Below are 23,003 nucleotides of genomic sequence, written 5' to 3' on the forward strand. Positions count from 1 at the left end.
GCTGGTCCCGGCCGATTGGCCGAGGTCAGCGCGGCAGGCCAAGGAGCAGCCGAGCCATGTTCATGAGACCAGTTTAACCCGCTGGTCAAAGCCGTTCCGAGGGGACCGCCAGAGCGATGAACTGGGTCACCTGCGTCGCCGAGAAGTTGTTGTCGCTGACGAGCACCAGACTGCGCTCGCCGCTGCGCAGGCGCGGGCCCCACGTCATCCCCTCGACGTTGTCCACAGTGGACAACTTGAAGTCCGCGAGGTCGGCGAGCAGGCGCTTCTTGGCTGGTTTGACGTTCTTGGCGTCGGCAAGCGAAGGTGTTTTCGCGATGTTCGTGGCGCCCTTGGTGTCGATTTCGTAGATCCGGATCTTGTTGCCGACACCGGTGACGAACGAGCGTTCCATGACGAGGTAGCGCGTCGGGTCGGCCTGGTCGACGGCCAGCAGCGACGAGACGCCGGTGGTCGCGAACGCGCCGGGTGGGTTCGGTGACGCGAAGACCTTCTCCTGTGGGTACGCGTACTGCGCGAGCACCGGCCCGAAGCGCGACTGCAGCGTGATGCGCGAAAGGGCGCCCGACGTGGTGTTCGCTTCCGGGCCGTCCTGCAGCAGCGGCCCCTCGACCGAACTCGCGACGAGCGAGCCGAAACCGGCGAAGGTGAGGCCTTCGAGGACGAGGTTCTGCCTCGGCCCCACGGTCGCGGTCATCTTCTCGTTGGCGGGGATCGGCAGGTCGCGGACATAGGCCCCGTCGCGTTTCGCTTCGCGGATCGACGGGTCGATCAGGGCGGCACCGAATCGCTCGCCCTCCTGCGACCAGAGGTAGTGGCCGGTCCACGGGTCGACCCGCAGTTCTTCGGGGTCGATGGTCTGCATGTTCGGCGGCCGAGCGGGGTCGTTCTTCGCCAGTGGCGGGTACGTCGTGCCGTCGGGCCGCAGGAACGGCTTGGTGCCGGTGAAAGTGACCGGTCCGAGTCCCTTGGCGTCCAGGGAGAACTTCGCCGTGTAGAACCGCGCGGGGTTGAGGGCGGACCGGTCGTCGCAGATCAGCGCGTACTCACCGGTGCGGTGGTCGTAGTCGATGCTGGACAGACCTCCGACGACGGTGCCCTGGTAGAGCAGCGAATTCGGGACGATCTGTTCGCCGAGCAACCGCAACGGACGGTGCTCGGCCTGGGCGGCGGGGACCGCCATCAAGGTGAGGGGAACGGCCCCGATCAGGGCGGCGGCTAGGCTCCGTGGTTTCAGGACGCGGCGTGACATGGCCTGTAGCACAGTCGATCAGGGTATCCGGGAGGTTGCCGGAACGTCACGCTTATCCTCGTGGAGTGTTCGTCATAGCGCTGGTCCCGATCGTGCTGGGTGTCCTTGTCGGCTGGGGTGGGTTCCTCGGTCTGCGCGAGAAGCTGCCGCGTGACCGCGGCGCGGGCGTGCGCACCGCCGCCACGATGCGCAGCGACGACGCCTTCCGCCTCGGCAACAAGGTCGCCGGGCTCCCGACGCTGGCCGGTGGCGTGATCGCCGTGCTCGCGGGCGCCGCCGCGCTCGTCATGCCGACGACGTCCGGGCTCGTGCTCGCCTCGGTGGTGGGTGTACTCGGACTGATCGCGCTGGTCGCCGCCGGGGGAGTGCTCGGCAACCGTGCCGCCGCGACCGTCCCGGAGCCCGAACCAGCGCGGCCCGCCGGTTGCAGTGGCTGCGCCTGCGGGACCTGCGGCGTCTTCAAGAAGGCCGACACCGCCACCGCCTAGACGGTTGATTCCGTGAAAATCACGTGAAGCTCGGCGAGGCGCTGCGACTGTCCACAGGGGACGCTTTTCGAGTCACATCGTCCGATTGGGTGCCGTATGTCCGTATCGTCAAGGTTGGTGAAGGCCTCCTTGCCTACTTGAGGATCAGGGTCCCGGCAAAGTCGTGTTCACACTGCTCAGAGGCGCTTGGCGCGAATCTCCCGGTTCGTTTGGTGTCCCCAATGTGGCATTGGGGACACCAGGACCAAGTGCCGGACCACGCCCCCATGACGCGTTCGCGCCGAAGGGGCGTTCGCGGGGTTGCACTTCGCGCGATCTTCACGGAATCAGTCATCTAGTTGCGCTGGAGGTCTCCCGGGTGGGTGGCCAGCAGCGCCAGCGGGATGCCCTGACGACGCAGCACCTGACCCCAGAGGTCGTGGTGCGGCGAGGCGAGGACATCGCTGGGCAGCGCGGGGACGATCACCCAGTCGTCGCGTTCGATCTCGCTCGCGAGCTGACCGGAGTCCCAACCCGCGTACCCGGCGAAGACCCGCACCCCGCGGACCTTCGGGACCAGGATCTCGGGATCGGTGTCGAGGTCGACCAAGGCGACCGGGCCGCGCACCGCGATCACGCCGGGCACGCTGGACGCCGTCTCGCCGGTCCGCAGCGCGGCAAGGCACAGGGCGGTCTTCTTCTCCACCGGCCCGCCGACGAACACCGACTGCGGTTCGGCGACGTGTCCACCCCAGTTGGGGAGCACGTCGTAGACCGGGACGTCACTCGGCCGGTTGAGCACGACGCCGAGCGTTCCCTCGTCCCGGTGATCGATGACGAACACGACGGTCCGCTTGAAATGGGGATCGAACATCGTGGGGGCGGCGACCAGGAGCGTTCCCGGTTCGACCTCGGCGTCCACTGGCACATCCGCCATGATCCCACTTCGAGTGGAGACAAATCGTCCGGCCAGGGAACAACAGCATCACGAGCACCGTTGGACACAGAGGTCGGTGCGCTTTCCGTGTCCCCCGGGCTCACTGAAGAACCGCCTTTGTGGAATACCGTCCGGCTGGAGCCACACTGCGCATAGCCGCCGAGAGGCGACCCTAAAGCGCACCGGCCGCCTTCTCGTTCTTCCTGGTGACCGGTGGTCGCGGCCCCCGCCGGCGGGGGCCGCCGGTCACGTTCTCACCGTGCGAAAACGGAGAACACGCGATACCGCTCCGCCGTTGGCATTAGGGTGACGCTACCGACACCGGGTGGCGTATGCCCGGGATCAAGCACTCGCGGGGGCTCAAGTGACGACGGCCGGCGACGACAGCGCACGCCTCGAAGCGCGTAATGCCGCCATGAAAGACCAGGTCGACACGCTGCTCGAACAGTTCGAGCGCCAAACGGCCCAGCTTCGGGACGCACAGGACGCCGCGTCGCAGCTGGCCGCGACGGTGGTTTCGCAGGACGGCCTCGTCCGCGCCACCATCGACTCCACCGGCACGCTGAGCAAACTCGAGATCCAGCCGAACGCCTTCGAGCGCACCAACCCCGCGCAGCTGGCCAACACCGTGCTGACCCTGGTGCGCCAGGGATCGCTGCAGGTCAAGCAGCAGGTCGCCGAGCTGATGGCCCCGATCACCGAAGGACTGCCGGACCTCTCGGACCTCATCGAAGGCGCACCGTCGCTGCAGGGGCTGATGCCCGTGATCCCGGACTTCCTCGCCGAAGAGGAGGAGCCTGCGCCGGTGAAGTCCGACGCCGACTTCGAGGATCCGCTGCTGCGCAAAGACGACGTCCCACCGCCGCCTCCGGCACCGCCCGTCCCGCCCGCGCCGAAACCGATCCCGAAACGGGTGCGTCAGCAGGACGACAATGAGGAAGAGCCGCCTTCGAGCTGGCTGACCAGGGGCGTTTGATGACGAGCGGTGGTGGCGGTGGCGGATTCACCGCGGATCCGGACGTGGTCGTCACGGCCGCGGCCAAGCTGGGAATTGCCGCGGATCAGCTGGACGACGCCGGCAAGGAACTGATGGCGGCGATCAACTCGCTCGGCCAGTGCTGGGGGAACGACGACGCCGGCAAGGAGTTCGCGAAGGACTACGAGCCGGGCGCGCAGGGTTCGTCCGAGGGGTTCGCGAACATCGTCGAGGCGCTGCGGGGCATGCAGCACAACGTCGAACGGTCGATGACGGCGTTCAAGAACGCCGAAGAAGAGATCAAGACGACGCTGGACAAGAAGGTCTAGCGCCGTGGGTATGGAGATGCCCGACGCGGTCAAGTGGCTCCTGCCGATCGTCGTCGGGGAAAGCTGGCCCGAAGGCGACGAGGACAAGCTCCGCGAACTTCGGGACGCCTGGCACAACGCGTCGAAGGCCGTCCAGCCGATCGCCGACACCGCGACCAAGGGCGCCACCGAGGTCCTCGGCGGCTGGACCGGTGAGGGCGCGGAGAAGTTCGCCGAGGCGTGGAAGAAATTCGTCGAAGGCGACGAGGCCTACTTCAAGTCGCTCGCCGATTCTTCGAAGGCGCTCGGAGACTCGTGCAACGCGACGGCGCTGGACGTCGAGTACACGAAGTACATGATCATCATCTCGCTGGTGATCCTCGCCGCGCAGATCATCGCGATGCTCGCGGCCGCCGCGGTGACGTTCGGTGGTTCGACGGCCGGGATCGCGCCCGCGCAGATCGCCACCCGCATGACCGTCCAGATGATCTTCCGGCAGCTGATGCAGAAGCTCGCGCAGGAAGGCTTCAAGAAGGTCGCGAAGGAACTCCTCGAGAAACTTCTCAAGGAGGGCCTGAAGAAGATCGGCAAGGAAGTCCTGCAGAACACGGCGATGAACCTCGCCATGGACGCGGGCATCCAGGGCCTGCAGATGGCCAAGGGCGACCGCGACAGCTGGGATTCCAGCAAGACCAAGGATTCCGCGATCAGCGGCGCCGTCGACGGGGTCGTCGGCGCGGGCAGCAGCAGCATCGGCAAGGGCGCCACCAAGGGACTTTCGGACAGTGTGGGCGGCCAGATCGTCGACAGCGCGGCGCGGGGTGCCGTGCGGGGCGCTGCCGAAGGTGTCGCCAGCACGGTCGGGCAGGCCACCGTCACCGGGGACCTCGACAAGCTTTCGGCCAAGGACGTCCTGATGGGCGCTTCCGGCGGAGCCGTCGGCGGCGGTGTCGACGGGGCGAAGAGCCAGATCGGCGATATCCGCGCCGCGAACACGCCAGGTCCCGCGACGGCGGGTGACGGTCCTCCGGCGCCGGATGTGGATTCAGGCGATTCCGGAACGCCTTCGCGTTCTCCGGACACTTCCTCGAACCGCGATTCGTCCTCTGATGGCGATTCTTCGTCGAGTCGCGATTCGTCCTCTAGTGGCGGTTCTTCCGAGTCGCAGGCGCGGACGGCGAGTTCCGAAAGCGGGCCGCAGCGGACGGCGGACAACTCTCCGGCCGGTGACCGGGTCAGCCAGTCTTCGACGCAGCCGCCGGAACGTCCGGCCGACACTCCCGCGAACACCGGTGACGGTCAGCGCGCGGCGCAACCCCACAACGCTCCGGCGGCGGCCGCGGACAACGGGGGCGGTCAGCAGCAGGCCGCGGCGGCGAATCAGCAGCAGGCACCCGCGGCCGCCCAGACGCCCGCACAGGCACCGGCGGCGAGTCCGGCTCCCAGCCCAGCGCAGGGACCGGCTCCGAGCCCCGCTTCCAATGCAACTCAGGCGCCCTCTTCGAGCCCCGCGCAAGGACCCGCTTCCGGTCCCGCGCAGTCCGGTGGGATGCCGCCCGCTGCTTCGTCCGGCGGCCCGGCTTCGACCGGTGCTCCCGCTTCATCCGGTGCGCCCTCCTCGACGGGCGGTCCCGCTTCGACCGGCGCACCTTCCTCGTCCGGTGGTGCGCCCTCCTCGACGGGTGCGCCGTCGAGTTCGGGCGGGTCGTCTTCCGGCGGGTACGGCATGGCGCCGAACTCGGGTTCCGGCACGGGCGGCCACGGCATGGCGTCCGGAAACGGCCCCGCACCCGGCGGTTTCCCACCGCCGGGTGGAGGACAGCCGAACCGGCCGCACGACGGCGTCCAGGCCGCCGGTTTCGCCGGGAACGGTGGGCCGCAGCAGCCGCGTTTCGACCAGCCTCCTACCCAGATGCCCTTCCAGGGCCAGCCAACGCAGCCGCCGCCTCAGGGGCCTCCGGGTGGCTTCGCGCCTCCGCCCCAGGGTGGTGGCCATGGCCCCGCGCCCGCACGTGGACCACAGGGTCCGATGGGTCCCCGTCCCACGGGACCGCAGCCGCCTCAGCATCCGGGCACCGGCGGGCATCCGCAGGATCGCCGGATGGGCGGCCCGCCGGACCGGTCGCAGCAGCGTTCCCAGCAACCGCCGCCGCAGGGACCTCCCGGCCAGCGTCCTCAGCAGCCACCGCCTGGCCAGCAGCCGCCGCGACCGCAGCCGCCGCCCCAGGGTTATCAGGGCAGGCCGCCTCAGGGGCCCGGTCCGAACGGCGGTGTCCCGCCGCGTCCGCAGCAGCCGCCGCCCGGGCAGCCCCCTGGCCAGCAGCGCGGCCCGGCGGGCTACCCGCCGCCTCCGCCACGACCCCAGCACCCTGGCAATGGCCCGTTTCCCGGCAACCGCGGTCCTGTGCCGCCGCCTCCGCCCGGTCACCCCGGACAGCCGCCTCGGCACCCGGGGCAGCAGCCCGGTCGTCCGGTGCCGCCCGGCGCCGAGCCGCCGCGTTTCGGCGGGCAGCAGCCGCAACGCCCGCCGCAGGTCCCGGCGCCGCGCCCTGGCCACGAAGGGAACGTCCCGCAGGACCGGACGCGGCAACAGCAGCCGCCGCAGCAACACGCCCCGGCGGAACCCGTGCCCCAGGACCACGGCGGAAACCCGCCCAAGGACACGGATCTCCCCAAGGACGTCACACCCGACGACAAGACCACTGACGACACCGGTTCCCCGGTCGACGAGCCGTACCTGACCGACCCGGACTTCCACACGGACGACCCGGCGGCCTACCGCGCGCTCGCCGAAACGCAGCTCGACAAGCGTGGTTTCGACGCGGAGACCGGGGAAGCCCGGAGCGAACAGGTCCGCCGCGAGGGTCTCGCCAAACGCGATGCCCACGAGGACCCGCGTGTCCGGGACATGTCGGATCAGGGCGCGTACGCGGTGCACAGCTACACGCGTACCGACATGGCCGAGACGATCACCCATGCCCAGCGACACGGCGGCCCCGAGCTGGACGCGCTCCGGCCGCATATCGAGGCGATCACCTCCGGCCTCAACGAGATGCCCGCCTACGAGGGCGTCGTCTCGCGCCGGGTGAACTTCAACGGGAACGAAAGCGCGATCCACGGCTTCCTCGAGGCGCACGCCAAGGGGCAGGTCATCGTCGATCCGCAGATGCTGAGCACGTCGCGGGTCACGCCAGAGCATCCGCGCAGCACCTTCCCCGGTGAAGTCGAGATGCGCATCCAGTCGAAGACCGGACGCCACATCGAGGACCTCGCCTCCCTCAAGGACGAGCGCGAAGTGCTGATGAAGTCGGCGACGCAGTTGCGCGTCACCGACGTCAAGATGGGGCCGGGGCATCCCGAGCATCCCGACTACAAGAAGCGGCTGGACGACGGCTCGCCCAACGACCTGCCGAAGTGGATCGTCGAATGCGAAGAGGTCGTCGCCGGTGAAGACGGCCACCTGAGCCCGGACGAGGTCCAGCAGAAGGTCGCGGAGCGGCGTGAGTACAACAACGCCGAGCAGGAACGGCTGGCTCAGGAGGAGGCCGCCCGCGACGAACAGCTGCGCCGCGATCATCCGGAGCTGTTCCAGAACAAGGGCTTCGCCAGTCTCGACACCAAGATCTCCGACGGCAAGGGCGGTTGGATCGACGCCGCCGACGCTCCGGTCCGCGAGGTCCCCAAGCCGAGGGAACACGTTCCCGACGGCGGCTGGTCCGAGCTGGCGAGGCCGCTCGACGAGGGTGGGACGCCGGTCATCCACGCCGGTTCCGCCGAGACGCCGCACCAGCAGGTCCGGCTGGTCATGGACGAGCTTCCCGCGATCGGCGAGGCCAACACCCGCAACTACTACGCACCCGAATCGTGGAAGGACGGCTACCAGACCAACTCGGCCGAGGCGCTGGTCGCGTTCGAGGACCGGATGAACGGGGGCGACGCCGTCGCCGGGCCGTCGGCGAGTGGCTCGCCGCTGCAGCACGTCAGCGATCGGCTCGGCGGGCAGTGGTCGGATCGGAACGGGTTCGCCGATGTCGCCCGTGAGCTGGGCGAACGTCCAGTGGGCGCGCGGACCGCGGTGGCGTTCGAGCAGCACGCCGCGGCCGAACCGAACGCGCCGGAAGGCTCACCGCGGTCGAAGGACCGGATCGAGACCCGGATCGTCGCCGCGGTGAACACGCCGCACGGTGTGGTCTTCGCCGACCCGATGACCGGGCGGCTCGCGACGCTGCCCGACGACCCGACGTCGATCAAGGCGCTGCCGATGGGCGGAGGCGACGCACCGCACATCGACAGGACTGGCGAAGCCGAAACCCCCAAGGCCGAACTCGACATCGCCGAGCGGCTCAAAGGCCCTGAAGAAGCACCCACGCGGCTCGACGAGAGCTACGTCACCGACGAAGACTTCCGTGGTTCGCCCGAGGACCACAAGAGCCTCCGCGACCGTTACGACAGCGCGGATCTCGCCGAGCAGGCCCGCGAAAAGGCGCTCAAGCGGCTGGAAGCCAGCCCACTGAAGGACCGCATCTCGCCGGAGGCCGCGGAGGCGATCTACTCGTACTCACGCGAGCACGCCTACGCGATCAACGACGCGAACCGCCGGGGTGAAACGCACCCCGACTTCGAGAACGCCCAGCGGAGCACCCGGGCGATCGTCGGCGCGCTCCACGAGCTGCCGGACTTCCACGGCGAGGCCATCCGCGGCATCGACACCAAGGGCGACGTGCGCGCCGCCGGGATCATGGCGGCGCACTACGAGGTCGGCCAGACCGTCCCCGAACCGACGATGACCAGCTCGACCATCAAAACGTCACCGGACACGAAGTCGAAGTTCGGCGAAGACGTCGAGATCCACATCGTCTCGAAGACGGGCAAGGACGTTTCGTCGCTCGCCGAGAACCCGGGCGAGCGCGAGGCGATCACCAAGCCGGCTACGCAGCTTTACGTGCACAGCAAGGAGTTCAAGACTCCGCCGCTGGTCGACCGGCCGAAGTGGGTCATCCACGCCGAAGAGGTCACACCCGGCGACCCGCGCTACCTCGATCCCGACACCGCCAAGCAGAAGATGGACGAGCGGCGGGCCCGGCACGCCGCGGAGGCACCCGAACTCGCGCGCTTCGCCCAGGAACGGTCGATGGCCCGCCTCGGCGGCTTCGACGAGCCGCAGACCCCGCACCTCACCACGGAGAATCCGGCGGAGCACGCGGTCGCGGACGCCGACAAGGGACCCGAGTACGGCGAACAGCCCGCTCAGGACCACGAGACGGTCGAGCTGCCCGCCCCGGAGCGGGACTACTCGTCCATGGCGGTCGCGACGAACCCGCCGAGCGAACCCGCGATCCACGCCGGTTCGGCGAGCGCGGAACAGCAGGCGGCGTACGTGCGCGACCGGCATCCGCGGCTCGGCGAGGTCAACCCGCACTTCAGCGACCCGGACGCCTTAGCGAACGGCTACCGCTCCAACTGCACCCGCACGCCGGGCGCGTACATGGACCGGCTGAACGGCATCGACTCGACGGCCGACCCGCTGCTCATGCACGAGATGGACGGCCGCGGCACGCTGGAGCACGTCGAAGAGCGGTTCGGCGGGCAGTTCTCCGACCGTGCCGACTACGACACCGTCATCCGCGAGATGCGGGACATGCCGACCGACCATCACGCGGTCGTCGCGGTGAAGTACCTCGACGAGAACGGCGTCGAGCGCGGCCACATCGCCATGGTGGCGAACACGCGGGACGGCGTCGCGTTCATCGACCCGCAGTCGGGTGCCCTGATGAACCTGCCGCATCCCCCGGTGGGCGTGCGGCTGATGCACGTCGGTGTCCCGGAAACCCCTGCCGCGCAGCACACCGACGCGCACACCACGCGGACGGAGACCGCTTGGACACGGCCTGTGGACCCACGAATCGCTTACGCACGGCCGGATCAGCCTGTCGACCCGCGCATCGCGTACGCGCGGGAAGACACCCCCGACGTGCAGCCGTCGCGGATCGGCCCGGACGGCCGTCCGATCGTGACGCCGCCGCGCGACGGGGGCTACGGCATGGCTCACGAGCGGTCCCTGGACGACCCCGAGATCGCGGCCGCGCTGGACCGGCTGGATCCGGAAAAGGACCGGGCGAAACACGTCGACGAGGATGGCGTCACCCACGACCTCGGCCCGATGCGGGACTTCATCGCCGAGCAGCTGCCCCGGCATCCCGAGCTGCTGCGCCTGCTGCAGGACCCCGCGAACGCGTATCTCGCCGAGTCGCTTCTCCACAACCCGGTGACCATCGGCAGCCTCCTTCAGCATCCGGAAGCGATCCCGATGCTCCTGGACGCGGTCGCCGAAGCGCACGCGGGCGACTATCAGCTGATCAACGAGGTCGAACAGGCAGGACCGGGCGAAACACCGCTGACCCCGCACCAGCGGGAGCTCGCGCAAGCGGCGGCCGAGGTGGCCGCCGGCGCCGATCCGAGCGAGCGGGTCCACGCCGGATTCCCGGACGAACACATCGGCGACGAACCCCGGCTCAGAGAGTTCCTGCGGCGGGAAGCGGCCGCGTGGCCCGAGAACCAGGGGCGGCTCAACGGGATCGTCGCCGAGATCGCCGGGGACAACGACGGCACGGCGGGTGCGCGGACCGAACCCAAGAAGGAAGGCCGGGCGATGGCCAAGATCGCCAAGTACGGTGGCGACGCCTCCCGTCTCGTCGACCTGGTCGGTGCGAAGATCCAGTTCAAGACGGTCGCCGACGCCTACAACGCGTTGAACGCCGTCATGGCGCATCCGGATCTCAAGATCGTCAAATTCGAGGACCGGTTCGCGAATCCGCAGGCGAGCGGCTACCGCGACCTGCAGATGAACGTCCGGCTGCCGAACGGGCACGTCGCCGAACTGCGGCTGCACCTGGAAAGCATCGACGACGTCGCCGTCTTCGAGCACGCGCTGTACGAAGTCCGCCGGGACTTCCCGACGTACAACCGAGCGGCGGACGAGGAGAGCCAAGGCAGGCTGACCAGGGAACAGGCACAGCTGGAGGCCGCGTTGATCAACCAGGTGCGGGTGAAGTTCATGGAAGGCCTGCGGCTGGGGTTGCCGAAGCCCCCGGAGGAGAGCGCGTGATCGAGACACCGGCCTACTTCACCTACTACGCGCAGACCTACCGGGTCGACGCGACGCCGGACGGCGGCCTCACCGGGTACCTCCTCAACCTGCGCACCGGCGAGTTCGAGGAAGACCCGAGCCATGTCCGCGAGGTGCTCCGCGCGATGGCGAGTTCGGACATCAGCAAGGTCCCCGAGCAGAAGTTCGTGCAGGAGACCGAGTTAGCCCGCGCGCGCTACCTCAAGGGAGACGGGCCGATCTTCGCCCTCTACGAAACCATCGACGGCCTGTACGAGCAGGCCAGACGAGAAGAGCGCGGGACGCAGCCACAGGAGATCGCCTTGATCCAGTCGCTTCGCAAGCGCACCTTCGAGATGTGGGCGGAAGAGTCCGCCCGCCGCGCCGCCGGTGAGCCACCGTCTTTCCGGGTGGAGCCGCGTTTCCCTGAATACAAGCCGGACCGGACGTGATGATTCACGTGGAACAACTGACTTCTGACGAACAACGCGGGCTGCTGGTGGAGATCGGCAAGCTCATCCGGACGAGTGTCACCGACACCGCCCGCGCCGCGGTCGCCGATTTCCGGCAAGCGGGCGAGTACACCGAACTGGAGGGCCACAACCTCACGCCCGCCCCCGAGCTGAACGATCTCTTCGGCAGGCTCCGCACCGGGATGTACGGCACCGGCCGGGGAACCTGGCTGCAGTCGAGGTTCACGCTCAACCCCGACGGCACCTTCGACTTCGACTTCACCCTCGACGACGAACCGGCCTGGACCAAGGCACCGGCGTCTTCGGCGTACCCGGACGAGCTGGCCGCGTTCCCGCGCGAGGACGAGCACATCCCGGACTGGTGGCGGCTACGCGCCCAGCTGCCGTTGCGCGTCGAGTTCCGGCACGCCCGGATCGTCGACTCCTACACCGAGGGCAAGCCGCCGGTGGTCGACCGGCCGGAACTCGACGAATCCGAAGCGCCGCTGGTCGCGCAGTACCTCGAGCGGGAACCAGCGATCCTGTCGGGCAGCGGCCTCGGGAAAGACATCTTCGAGCCGGAGGCCGACGGCGACGTCCCGGAGAGCTACCACACCGACGGCACCTGGATCTGGCACGCGTCCGTGCCGCACTACCTGCGGAAGTACGGAATCCCGCCGGAGACGGCACTGGTCGAGCACATCCGGGGGCAGCGGTTCCAGCCGCCGTACGTCGAACACCTCGTGCGCCGGACCGCGGAAGCGGATCTGCTGGGCAAGCCGAGGCCGAAACCGGGCCGCTCCGACGTCAAGAAGACCGAGGGCGACATCGCCGCGGAGCTGGAGACGTCGCCGAATCCCACCTTGGCCGACGAAGAGCTCCTGGTCGTCCTGGTCAGCAGGCTCGGCGAGCACGCCGTCTGGCCGGAGGCGTACCGCATCGGGGACCGCGCGGACGGCGCCTGGTGCCTCAACTTCACCGAGAAGGGCTGGGAGGTCGCCGCCTACTCCGGCGGCGCCCCGGTGTCTCCGAAGCACTTCGAAAAGCTCGAAGACGCGGCTCACCAGCTTCTCGGCGCCGTCCTGCTGCATCCGGCGAGGATGACAGCCGGGCACGAAACTCCGCTGGAGACCGCGAAAGAACTCGCCGACTGGCCGGTGCAGGCAGCACCGGGTGAGCCTCCCCTCACCTTGCTCCGCAACAAGCGCGTCAGCCGGATGGTCGCCGGTACGGTCGTACTGCGGTTCGGCGAGGAAACGGGCAATCTGGTGCACCACGGAGGGGTACGGTTCGCCACGACGTCCCTGCCGCTGGAACGGGAGCGCGTCGGCGGGACCTACCGGCTGCGCCGCCCGCTCCACGTGATCACCGGTGTCACCGTCCCTTGGGCGAACATGCCAGGTGGGGCGGTGGCCTACGTGCTCCCGAGGACCATCGCCGAGCACGTGTCCGACGGCAGCCTGGAGAGGATCGAGTAGGTGGAATCGGCGGAAGCGGTAGCCAAGGTCGAAGAGTGGCTGCGCGCGGTCCACGGTCCGGACGTGTCCGCGCCGGGCGGCGTCGGCCTGCGCGTGAACCACGAAAAGGTCCTGCGCATCCCCGAGGGCTGGTCGGTCCCCTACAACACGATCGCCTTCCTCGACGAGGGTCATGCCGAGAAGGAGATCTTCCCGCCGCCGTCGGTGCTCGTCCGCGAACCGGACGGCGAGCTGCGCCAGGCGCATCCGCAGCCCGGCGGGCTCAGCGTCCCGGTCGCTTTCCCCGGCCAGGAGGCCTGGCGCGAGGTCGTCGACCCCGAGTACGCGAAGGCCGGGCTCGGTGATCTGGGGGTCCCCCTGCAGGTCGTCGCCGGCTGGGTCAAGGTCAACTCGGAAGGCGTACAGACCGGTCAAGAACGGGAGAACCCCGAATACAAGGCCGGTCCGGTCCGCCGCGGCTACCCGAAACCGGAGAACAGACTCGAAACACTGCTGTCGTTCGCCAGCGTCGGCTGGCTGACCAGGGAGCAGCTGCTCATCGGACTGCTGCGCTGCGAGGTCTACGTCCCGCTCGACCTGGCGTCCGGCAAGACGGAGCGGTTCTACTTCAACGAGGACCGTGCCGAGCTGAGGGTGTTCAGCTCGACCAGGAACCTCCCGTCCCGCGAACACGGGTACTGGAAGGTGGACATCGCCACCCTTGCCAGTTACGAGAGCCCGCCGAACCTCGTGATCAACGGCGGGCCCGCGACTTTCGAGGACGTCGGCGGCGCCGAACTCACCGAGACCGCGTCGAAGTTCCCGCGCCGGGACGCGTCCGTCGACGTCAACGAACGCTGCCCGGAAGCGGATCCCGAACTGGAGGCCCTTGCCGCCGATACCGCCGCGAAGATGGGCCTGCCAGAACCGGTGAAGCCACCGCTGGCCGCCGCCGAACGAGCACGCCGCCGCGGCTTCGAACTGACCGTCGAGGAATGCCAGAAGACCGTCCTCGGCCAATCGTGGCTGGCTGCGCTCAACCGGCCGGAACCACCGCGCGGCCGCCCGAACGACCTGCGGGCGAACGGGCTGGCGCCGGGCTACGACAACGAGGGGCAGATCCAGCCGCGTCTGGACACCTTCGGCAAGTACTTCGACCGAGACCGCTCCAGCTCGCGCTACGGCTGGCAGCGCGTCACGGGCGCGTACGTTGGCTTCGCGCTCGGCGAGGCGCTCGGGGCGGCCGTCGACCGGATGCGGCTCGACGAGATCCATAGCACCTACGGCCCGGACGGCGTCACCGACTTGCCCGTCGCGTTCGACCTGCCCGGCCGGATCGGACCGCTCACCCAGCGGCTGCTGTTCTACACCGAGGCCGTGATCCGCAGCCCCCATCGCGAGCAGCCGGAGAACCGTGACGCCGAACGGGCGCTCGGGACGGTCGCCCGCAACTCGCTGATGCGCTGGCTGCACACCCAGGGCGCGCCGCTGGACAACGCCGACGGCTGGCTGGTGAAGGTGCCGGAACTCCGCGTCCGGCGCACCCCCGACGACGCCGAACTGAACGCCTATCACGCGCTGGCCACCATCTCACCGACGGCGATGCCGCTGAGCGGACCGGACGCGCTGGTCGCGGCGCTGCCGGCGGCGATGACCGCGGCCGGCCCGGGCACCGCGATGAGCGGCGGCGTCCGCCAGGCGGTGCGCGACCTGGTCTCGGTCACCCATCCCGGCGAGATCGACGTCGAGGCGGCGACCTACCTGACCTGGCTGTTCGAACCCGCGCTGACCTCGGAGGCGTTCAGCTACCCGATCTGGAACACCTCCCGCGAGGTCCTCAGCGAGCAGAACCCGCACCAGCGGGGACCGGTCTGGTCGGATCTCAAGGCGATGGTCGCGGAATCGGTGCCGTTCTTCGGCAAGCACGGCCTGCCCGACCTGCGGGTCCCGGAGCTGATCGGCGACGGCAAGGGCACGCTTTCGGTGCTGGGCCGCGCGTTCGCCGCGCTGTCCGGCTTCGAGAACTACCCGGAGCAGGCGCTGCTGCGGGCGGTCAACCACTCGGGCCGCAGCGCGGTCACCGGCGCGATCGCCGGAGCGCTGCTCGGCGCCCGTACCGGCATTCCCGGCCTGCCACAGAAGTGGGTCGAGCAGCTGGAACTGCGCTACCTGGTGGAGAACATCGCCACGGACGCGTTCTGGCACTTCGACCGCCACTCGGCGCTGCACGAGGTCGACGGCTGGGACCGGCGGTATCCCCGCTGGTGAGACTGGAATGGGGACGATGAACGAAGAGGAAGCCGTCAGCCGTGTCGAAGAGTGGCTGGCAGGCCGCGGTGCGGAGGGGACCGGCGCGTTGCGGATCCGCCGCGAGTACGTCGTGCGCGCGACCGAAGGCTGGAACGTCACCTACAACACCGTCGGCTGGCTCGACGGGACCGACCCCGGCGCGGGCCTGTTCCCCAGCCCGGTCGCGTTCGTCCCGGACGACGGCGGCGAGATCCGGCTCGACCTGGAGCTGATGGCCGTTTCGGCGGCCGGCGGCGACGGTGACGACGACGCGTTCACCCGATGGACCGAGGTCGTCGATCCCGAATTCGATCCGGCCGCGGTCCCCGGCCTGCCCGTTCCGAAGGCGGCGATCCTGCGCTGGGAGCAGCACACGCTGTTCGGCGAGCCGACCGGCGCGGTCCGCGCGAACCCGGAGCACCGGCCAGGACCACGGTTCTCCGGGCGGCCGAAGCCGGAAAGCGATGTCGAGACGCTGCTGGGCTACCTTCGCGTCGAGTGGATCACTCCGGAGGAGTTCGTCCACTGGATGCTCGACCTCGACGTGCTGGCTCCGGCGAAGGACGGCCACCTGCAGGTCCGCGACTTCGGTGACGCGGGCGCGAGGTTCGTCGTCTACACCTCCGAGGCACAGGTCCCGTCGGAGTACACGGTCTGGCAGCGAATCCAGCCCCGCGTGCTGCTGCGCCGGGCCAAGGACACCCCCGGGGTCGGCCTGCTGGTCAACCCTGGCAGGCCGGGGACCTTCAACGTCTACCCGGAGACCCTGCGGCAGGTCGCCGACCTCGAACTCCCGAAAGGGACCGAGCGCCCGGAGTCCGTCGGGCGTCCCGCTTACTTCAGCGGGGAGTACGACGGCGCCGCCACCGCGAACCTGCGCAGCCTCGTCGACCAGGCCAGGGACAACGGCTACCCCCTGAGTACCGACGAGCTCGCCCGCTACGTCCGTGGCGCGACGCTGTCGTTCGAGCGCTCCCGGGCGAAGTACGACGGCCGTCCGCTGCCGGAACTGCCCGAAGACCTGTTCGCCAACGGCCTGGTCACGCACTTTTACGACAACGGCGAACCGCGCCCGGCCGCCTGGACTTTCGGGAAGTTCTACAACCCGACGATCCCCGTCGGCAGCTTCGCATACCCGCGGCTTCTCGGCGCGTACGTGGGCTTCGCGCTCGGAGACGCGCTCGGCTCGGGCGCGGACCCGGCGGACGGGCTGCCGCTCGGCGGGCTGACCCGGCAACTGCTGTTCCACACCGAGTCCGTGCTCCGCGGCCTGGACCCGACCCCGGACAAGGCCGAGATCCCGGCGTCGCTGCCCGCGGGCGGGCGGCCGGACGGCTGGGTCGCCAAGGCCACCGAAGGCGCGGGCCCGGCCCCCGCCGAGTTCTCGGCCATGCTGGCGACCGCACTGGCAGCGACGGTGACCGGTGGCGTGGAAGGTCCCGCCGACAACGCCTTTTACGCGATGAAGGTGGTCCGTGAGCTGGTCGGTTCCGCGGCCGGGCACGAGGTCGTCCACGGCGCCGAACTGCTGGTGAACGTGTTCCGCGCCCAGCTCGCGGCCCGGAACGGCGAGCCGGCGGTGGCGAACTTCCTCGAAGGCTTCGACGAGTACAGCGGTGAGGTCGGCGACCTGGTCAAGACCGTGCTCGACCTCAGGAACGACCTCGACGGCGAGGACGTCGAACAGTTCGACAGCATCGGGGACGGCCGCACGCCGCTTTCGGTGCTGGGCAGGGCGTTGTTCGCCGCCGCCAAACGGGGCCACGACCCCGAGGCGGCGCTGGCACTGGCCGCCCGAGGCGGCACGGTGACCGGCGCGCTGACCGGGGCGATGGTGGGTGCCAGGCTCACCGTGCCCGGTCTGCCGGAGTCCTGGCTCGCCGCGTATCCCGACCTCGGCGTCGTCGACGCCATGGCGGGCGACGCCTATTACTACTTCAACCGGTTCGGTCTGCCCCGCGAGCCCGAAGAGCGGCGCCGCTGGGACGCGAACCGGTATCCACGAGGAGAGCAGTAGAGAAATGCGCGACTGGCTTCAGAATCCGGCGACCGGTTCGCGGCTGCGCGGCAGCCTGTTCGCCGGGGCGATCGGCGACGCGCTCGGTGCGAAGACCGAATTCGATTCGATCGACCGCATCCGGGAGATCGCCGGTCCCGCCGGGATCACCGACCTCATCCCCGCGTACGGCGGGATCGGGCGGATCACCGACGACACCCAGATGACGCTGTTCACCCTGGAAGGCCTGATCAGGGCGCACGCCCACGCCGGTGCCGTGCCCGTCGAGCAGTCGCTCCAGCAGGCCTACCAGCGCTGGCTGCACACCCAGGGCGTCTCGTGGGAACGGGCGCGCGGCCCGCACGACACGAGCCTGGAACCGGACGGCTGGCTGATCACGAACCGCGAACTGTTCAGCCGTCGCGCGCCCGGCCTGACCTGCTTCAGCGAGCTGGAGGCGTACGGCAAGACAGGCGTGCGTGGCGGCATGGACAAGCCGGTGAACAACTCGAAGGGCTGCGGCGGTGTCATGCGCGCGGCGCCGGTCGCCCTGTGGTCGGACGACCTCGCGGAGGTCTTCCGGCTCGGTGCCGAGAGCGCGGCACTGACGCACGGTCACCCGAGTGGGTATCTCTCGTCGGGTGCTTTCGCGGTGATCGTGCACGAACTGCTGCGCGGGAAACCCCTGCTCGACGCCGTCGCGACCGCCCGTGTCGAACTGGAGAAGTACCAGGGGCACGAGGAGCAGAGCGTCGCATTGGACCAGGCACTCGCCCTGGCCGAGAAGGGGGCCCCGACACCGGAGAGGCTCGAGACGCTCGGACAGGGGAACATCGGCGAAACCGCGCTCTCCATGTCGGTCTACGTGGCACTGGCCACCACGGACCCCAACACCGCGCTGCTCGCGTCGGTGAACCACAGCGGTGACAGCGACTCGACCGGATCGGTCTGCGGGAACCTCGTCGGCGCGATGTACGGGGAGGAAGAGCTCGAGCCGAGCTGGCTCGCGAAGCTGGAGCTGGCGGAGGTGATCGGACGGCTGGCGGACGACGCGCTCGCGGAATTCGGCGGGAACGCGCCGGGTGACGACCGGTGGTACGCCCGCTACCCGGCCCACTAGGTTTACCTCCGGTTTGGGGAAATTGGGGAGGACACATCGTGCGTTACCGGGTTCAAGCGGCGGAGCGGCCGGATGGCCTGTACGCCGTATGGGGGGAAACCGTCTTCGCGGCCCAGCGGTCGACCGAAGACGGCACACTGCTGCTCATCGCGCCGCCGGGGGAGACGGCGCCTGAAGGCTTTGACCGCGACTGGAACGGGCGCCCGGCGAGGGTCGTGCTGAACGGCGAGGTCGGCGCGACCTTCAGCCTGCAGACACACGGCCGGTTCGACGACGAGCACTTCCTGATCGCGCCGCACACCGGCGGCGGTGAGCTGACCTTGCGCTGGGCGGGCGAGGACGCGGCCCGCGCCGCCGAACTGGGCCTGACGGACTTCTCGACCACGGCCGCTCCGTCGCGGCTGACGGCGTTGTGGCAGACCAGGCACGACTTCGTCGAGACGCAGGACGCCCGGCCGGAGAACGGCGTCGGCGACCAGCCTCCGCTGCTGCGCGCCATCGGCCGGACGCTGCTGCGGGTGCTGCCGCCGGGCTGGCAGCGGGTCGGCGCCCAGTTCCGGCAGATCGGCGACTACGCCGAACTCGAGGTCCGCTCGGTCGGCGACGAGGGCACCGGCCCGGTGTCGGTGTCGATCGCGGCCCCGCCGGAACTCGGCTCGCTGTTCGTGCGGCTGCGCGCGGCGATGCACCACCCCGAGACCGGCACCTGGTTCCAGGGCACCTTCACGCTGGACTCGGAGTCGCACTTCGACTTCGACTTCGACGCCGAGCAGGAACCGACCTGGCGGCTCGCGCCGAACGAAGGCGGGAAGCCGACGCCACGCGCGTACGCGACCGAACTCGCGATCTTCCCGCGCGACCACAAGCACGTCCCGGCCTGGCTCGCGGCCAAGGCCGGGCTGCCGCTGGACGTGGCGTTCCGGCACGCGAAGATCGTCGACGCGCACAACGAAGGCGAACGCCCGGTCGTCAACCGGCCGCCCGTGCAGCCGGACCAGGTCCGCGGCGTGCTGGACTACCTCTTCCGCTCACCGGTGGCGGTGTCCCGGCCGGGTCCGCAGCCCGACATCTTCACCCCGAACGGCCCGCCGGACGTGCCGAACGCCTTCCACACCGACGGCGTCTGGATCTGGCCCGCGGCCGTCCCGCACTACCTGCGGAAATACGGCGTGCCGCCGGAACCGGAGCTGATCGAGCACATCAGGGGCGCCGGATTCCGGCCGCCGCTGGTCGGCGAACTGGTGCGGGCGACCGCCGAAGCGGAGATCGTCGGCAAACCACGTCCGCCGCAGACCGACGCGGATCTGCCGGACGACAGCGTCCGCACCCGCGTCGAACGTGACGGCGAGCCCGGCCGCGACGTCCGGGCCGGTGAGGTGCTGGACGTGCTCTACCAGCGGCTGGCCGAGCACGGGATCGCGCCGACGGCCTACCGGATCGGCGCGAACGCGGTACCGGAGCCGGGGCTCTGGACCCTGCGCCGCGCCGCGAACGGCTGGGAGGTGTCGCGGCCTCCGGCGGACGAGCCGGTGGCGTTCGCCAAGCTCGAAGAGGCGGCGAGGTTCTTTCTCGGCACCCTGCTGCTGTACCCGGCACGAACCGCGGTGGGCGCGAACGAGGAGGCCGACAACCCGGCCGACTGGCCGATCCTGCCGCTGCGGGGCGAGCCGCCGCTGAACTTCTTCCGGCGCAAGCGGGTCATCGTGCTGACGGCGGGCACCACCGTGCAGCGGTTCGGGAACGAGACCGGCAACCTCGTGCACGCCGAGCCGTCGCGGTTCGTCGAGACGTCGCTGGCCGCGGAACGCGAACGGGAACGCCGCCTGTACCGCGTCCAACGGCCGCTGCGCGTGGTCACCGGGATCACCGCGCCGTGGAACGGGACACCGGGCGGGGCCGTGGCCTACGTGCTGCCCCGGCCGATCGCCCAGCATCTCGAAACCGGCGCGCTGTCGCGGGTCCAGTGACGGTCGGGTCGACCCGCGCGGTGTCGCCGCCCGGGCTGACGATGAAGGAATGGGGACGTTGAGTGTTTCCATTCCTCCATCGTCGCGGGTTCACACCGGTTGCGGAGCTTGATCAACAGGGGTTCAGGGACATGCCTTCCCCGCTCGGCCCTTTGCAGGCACTAGCGATGACAAGTCCGGATTCCCGCCAGCGCTGATCAGCCTGGCGCGAAGAAGGGGGCCTTCATGTACGCACCCGCGTCGCACACCGGTGTCGTCGCATCAGCTCATCGGCACCCTCGGCGAGGACGTCACGATGGCCGGCGAGCCGCGCGGCCGTCCTCGACAACGGGGGGTTTCGAGCGAGGAAAACAAAGATCCCCATCTCCCCCGAGGGAGCCGAACTCAGGACGCGGTGATCAGCACGGCGGGGGACCACCAGTAGTCCGCCAGCGGTTCGATCCGGATCCCGGTGAAACCCGCTTCCTTGAGCTGCGAAGCCCAATCGGTGGCGGGCTGCTCCCAGTTCGTCCGGTCCGCTCCCGGTTTGACCAAGCCCAGCAGGATCGGGAGCAGGAATCCCTGCGCCACCAGCGACGCGCCCTTGCCGTACTCCGAGATCCCGCGTTCGTAGCGCGTGACCAGCGAGAGCAGGTACTCGGCGGAGTCTTCGTCGTACTCGGGCACGTCGAATTCGGCGAGTACCAGGCAGGCGGTGCGGGGCCGGAGCGCCCGTAGGACTTCGGTGCGCTCGGCGGTGGGGATCGATTGGAGCGCGAAGGTCGACTGCGTCAGTTGCCACTGCCGGTCGTCGTCGCGGGCGAGGAATTCCTGCGCGGTGGCGCCCCAGGTGTGCAGGCCGTGTGTGCCGTCGAGGTGCTTGCGTGTTTCGGCGAGCAGGGCGCTCGACGGCTCGACGAGGTCGATCCGGCCGGGCTGCCGGTCGGCCTGTTCGAGCGCGGGGACGACGGCGAGCCCGTCGCCGCAGCCGAGGTCGAGCAGCGAACCGACACTGCCATAGCGCTTGGCGAGCATGGCGCTGAGCGTGCGGTAGAGCTTGACGTTCCCCCCGCCGCGGATGAACGCCGTGAACGCGGCGGGCTGGTCGTAAACACCTTCGCAGCCACCTTCGGTCAGGTACCGGTGCAGTTCGATGCCGAGCGTGGACCCGGCACGCTCGGCGAGGTCCGCTGCCATGGCCAGGTCACCGTCGCGGTACGCGGTGAGCGCTTTGGCCAAGACGTCCGTTTTCTTCATGCTCTCCTGTTTACCGTCAGAACGGCACCCAGAGGGTGACTCTGGTGCCATTGCCCGGAGCGGACTCCACCCTGGCGGTCCCGCCGACCTCGTTCAGCCGGGCGGTGATGGACTCGCTGATCCCGAAGCCGGCGGGCCGGGAGTCGAGGCTGAAGCCCGCGCCGTGATCGCGGGTGATCACCGTGATGCCGCCTTCCTGCTCCTCGACGCGCACGACGACCTTGTCCGTCCCCGCGTGCTTGAGGGTGTTTCGCAGCGACTCGCGGACGGCGTCGCGGATGGCGATCTGCCGGACCTCCGAGAGGGTGTCGTCGTCGAGTTCGGCGATCACGAGCTGGGCACGCAGCCCGTCCCGTGCCATTTCCGCCGCCAGTGACGCGAGCTTCTCTCCCAGCGGCCGCGACCCGGCCTCCGACCGTTCCGAAGTCTCGCTCTCGATCGTCCGCCGCAGTTCCATCGACTGCGCCCGCGCCAGCCGCTGCACCTCGGCGAGCCGCGCCGCCGGGTCGCCTTTGCCGGCCAGCGCGATCGCTTCGAGGGTCTGCAGCACGGAGTCGTGCAGTATCCGGTGCTGGCGGGCGCGTTCGGCGGTCCGGCCGTTGCGGATGCCGTACGCGAGGGCGAGCCTGGTGCCGAGCCCGATCAGGACGAGCGCGCCGGTCGCGGTGAAGAGCACGCCGACGATCGACGGGAAGGTGGCCATGGCGTCACCGGGCGCGGCCTTGCCGGTGCCGAGCAGGGACGCGAGCATCCGGACCGGGAAGCTGGCGAGTGCCAGCCCCACGGCGGCGGGCATCCCCAGCGCCAGCGCCAGCAGCGCGACCTCGCCGAGCAGGTGCTTCCCGGGCACCGCCATCGCCTCGGCGAACACCGAAGCCGGTACGAGCGCGCCGACGGCCAGTGGCGCGAGCAGCGTGAACACCAGGTCGAGGGCCAGCAACCGGACGGCGTGCTGCGGCCGGAACGGCGCCGAACGCAGCATCCACCGGATCCCGTACAGCGACAGCGCGACCGATCCGAGTGCCACCAGCCCGACCGGGCCGATCCCGATCATGCCGTGCGTGGAGACGTAGACCCCGAACGCGCCGGGCACCGCGAAGAGCCGGTAGACCAACGGAACGAGTGCGACATATCGGGCAGCGCGCAACAGGAGATTGTCGCGATAGGTCGTGTCGACGGGCCCGGACATCTTCTGGATCCGCCGCAACGCGCGCATCGGCGTCGGATCGCCGACCTCGTCGGACAGCTCACTTGTCGCCGTGGCCAGCGCGGGCGCGCCGCGACGCAGCAACATCACCAGAAAACTGGTCGGCCGCTTCGCCATGGATCTTCCCCCTGCCCGGAGCACCGGCGCGAGTATGTCGGCTAACGGCACAACGAGCCAGGGCCCAACGGAGTTATCTCACTCGATCGACGTGGAAATCCGTGACGAAACGGCGAC

General features: G+C 69.6%; 14 protein-coding genes. 10 read left to right on the forward strand and 4 right to left on the reverse strand.

The features are described 5' to 3' along the window. Nucleotides 1–85 precede the first annotated feature (85 nt). Entirely contained in the window at nt 86–1,252 is a 1,167-nt protein-coding gene (locus tag ACM6LR_RS07925; RefSeq protein ID WP_414936551.1) for an esterase-like activity of phytase family protein, read from the reverse strand. A 65-nt stretch (nt 1,253–1,317) separates the two neighbouring features. Between ACM6LR_RS07925 and ACM6LR_RS07930 the strand changes: the two genes are divergently transcribed. Beyond that, nucleotides 1,318–1,740, forward strand: coding sequence for an SdpI family protein (locus tag ACM6LR_RS07930; protein WP_414936550.1), 423 nt, complete (start codon nt 1,318–1,320; stop codon nt 1,738–1,740). A 334-nt stretch (nt 1,741–2,074) separates the two neighbouring features. Here ACM6LR_RS07930 and ACM6LR_RS07935 read toward each other — a convergent pair whose 3' ends face one another. Continuing rightward, entirely contained in the window at nt 2,075–2,656 is a 582-nt protein-coding gene (locus ACM6LR_RS07935; RefSeq protein ID WP_414936549.1) for a YqgE/AlgH family protein, read from the reverse strand. A gap of 415 nt (nt 2,657–3,071) precedes the next feature. On the opposite strand from ACM6LR_RS07935, the gene ACM6LR_RS07940 reads away from it, so the two are divergent. Genes ACM6LR_RS07940 through ACM6LR_RS07980 form a run of 9 tightly spaced genes read left to right on the forward strand, consistent with a single transcriptional unit; the run spans nt 3,072 to nt 20,326 of the window. Further along, nucleotides 3,072–3,632: a YbaB/EbfC family nucleoid-associated protein gene (locus ACM6LR_RS07940; protein WP_414936548.1), complete on the forward strand. Its 561-nt coding sequence runs from the start codon at nt 3,072–3,074 to the stop codon at nt 3,630–3,632. Further along, complete coding sequence (locus ACM6LR_RS07945) at nt 3,632–3,961, forward strand: WXG100 family type VII secretion target (RefSeq protein ID WP_414936547.1); 330 nt, start codon at nt 3,632–3,634, stop codon at nt 3,959–3,961. Before ACM6LR_RS07940 ends, ACM6LR_RS07945 begins: the two co-directional genes overlap by 1 nt. Nucleotides 3,962–3,971: 10 nt before the next feature. Then, entirely contained in the window at nt 3,972–11,045 is a 7,074-nt protein-coding gene (locus ACM6LR_RS07950) for a toxin glutamine deamidase domain-containing protein (RefSeq protein WP_414943471.1), read from the forward strand. Next, nucleotides 11,042–11,497 carry a hypothetical protein gene (locus tag ACM6LR_RS07955; protein ID WP_414936546.1) on the forward strand — a complete coding sequence of 152 codons (456 nt, stop codon included), beginning with the start codon at nt 11,042–11,044 and terminating at the stop codon, nt 11,495–11,497. Before ACM6LR_RS07950 ends, ACM6LR_RS07955 begins: the two co-directional genes overlap by 4 nt. 8 nt (nt 11,498–11,505) lie before the next feature. Then, nucleotides 11,506–12,975 (forward strand): TNT domain-containing protein, encoded by a 1,470-nt coding sequence (locus ACM6LR_RS07960; protein ID WP_414936545.1) that lies wholly within the window; start codon nt 11,506–11,508, stop codon nt 12,973–12,975. Then, on the forward strand, nt 12,976–15,222 hold the full coding sequence (locus ACM6LR_RS07965) for an ADP-ribosylglycohydrolase family protein (protein ID WP_414943472.1): 2,247 nt from the start codon (nt 12,976–12,978) through the stop codon (nt 15,220–15,222). A 16-nt stretch (nt 15,223–15,238) separates the two neighbouring features. Beyond that, nucleotides 15,239–17,260: a YrhB domain-containing protein gene (locus ACM6LR_RS07970; RefSeq protein ID WP_414936543.1), complete on the forward strand. Its 2,022-nt coding sequence runs from the start codon at nt 15,239–15,241 to the stop codon at nt 17,258–17,260. Nucleotides 17,261–17,264: 4 nt separating this feature from the next. Next, nucleotides 17,265–18,359 carry an ADP-ribosylglycohydrolase family protein gene (locus ACM6LR_RS07975; RefSeq protein WP_414943473.1) on the forward strand — a complete coding sequence of 365 codons (1,095 nt, stop codon included), beginning with the start codon at nt 17,265–17,267 and terminating at the stop codon, nt 18,357–18,359. Nucleotides 18,360–18,397: 38 nt separating this feature from the next. Further along, a complete protein-coding gene (locus ACM6LR_RS07980; protein ID WP_414943474.1) occupies nt 18,398–20,326 on the forward strand; it encodes a TNT domain-containing protein in 1,929 nt (642 codons plus the stop codon). A 384-nt stretch (nt 20,327–20,710) separates the two neighbouring features. Here the strand turns inward: ACM6LR_RS07980 and ACM6LR_RS07985 are convergent, their stop codons facing one another. Both ACM6LR_RS07985 and ACM6LR_RS07990 read right to left on the reverse strand, forming a co-directional pair. Then, nucleotides 20,711–21,562, reverse strand: coding sequence for a class I SAM-dependent methyltransferase (locus tag ACM6LR_RS07985; RefSeq protein ID WP_414943475.1), 852 nt, complete (start codon nt 21,560–21,562; stop codon nt 20,711–20,713). Nucleotides 21,563–21,578: 16 nt separating this feature from the next. Then, nucleotides 21,579–22,886: a sensor histidine kinase gene (locus ACM6LR_RS07990; RefSeq protein ID WP_414936539.1), complete on the reverse strand. Its 1,308-nt coding sequence runs from the start codon at nt 22,884–22,886 to the stop codon at nt 21,579–21,581. Nucleotides 22,887–23,003 lie beyond the last annotated feature (117 nt).

Origin of the sequence: Amycolatopsis sp. cmx-11-32, assembly GCF_047608695.1 — a bacterium.
In the GTDB taxonomy this organism is placed as follows: Bacteria; Actinomycetota; Actinomycetes; order Mycobacteriales; family Pseudonocardiaceae; genus Amycolatopsis.

What these genes read in the sequence shown, in the direction of transcription:
- ACM6LR_RS07925 (WP_414936551.1), bottom strand. Translation starts at nt 1,252, where the DNA reads ATGTCACGCCGCGTCCTGAAACCACGGAGCCTAGCCGCCGCCCTGATC.
- ACM6LR_RS07935 (WP_414936549.1), bottom strand. Translation starts at nt 2,656, where the DNA reads ATGGCGGATGTGCCAGTGGACGCCGAGGTCGAACCGGGAACGCTCCTG.
- ACM6LR_RS07940 (WP_414936548.1), top strand. Translation starts at nt 3,072, where the DNA reads ATGAAAGACCAGGTCGACACGCTGCTCGAACAGTTCGAGCGCCAAACG.
- ACM6LR_RS07945 (WP_414936547.1), top strand. Translation starts at nt 3,632, where the DNA reads ATGACGAGCGGTGGTGGCGGTGGCGGATTCACCGCGGATCCGGACGTG.
- ACM6LR_RS07950 (WP_414943471.1), top strand. Translation starts at nt 3,972, where the DNA reads ATGGAGATGCCCGACGCGGTCAAGTGGCTCCTGCCGATCGTCGTCGGG.
- ACM6LR_RS07970 (WP_414936543.1), top strand. Translation starts at nt 15,239, where the DNA reads ATGAACGAAGAGGAAGCCGTCAGCCGTGTCGAAGAGTGGCTGGCAGGC.
- ACM6LR_RS07975 (WP_414943473.1), top strand. Translation starts at nt 17,265, where the DNA reads ATGCGCGACTGGCTTCAGAATCCGGCGACCGGTTCGCGGCTGCGCGGC.
- ACM6LR_RS07985 (WP_414943475.1), bottom strand. Translation starts at nt 21,562, where the DNA reads ATGAAGAAAACGGACGTCTTGGCCAAAGCGCTCACCGCGTACCGCGAC.
- ACM6LR_RS07990 (WP_414936539.1), bottom strand. Translation starts at nt 22,886, where the DNA reads ATGGCGAAGCGGCCGACCAGTTTTCTGGTGATGTTGCTGCGTCGCGGC.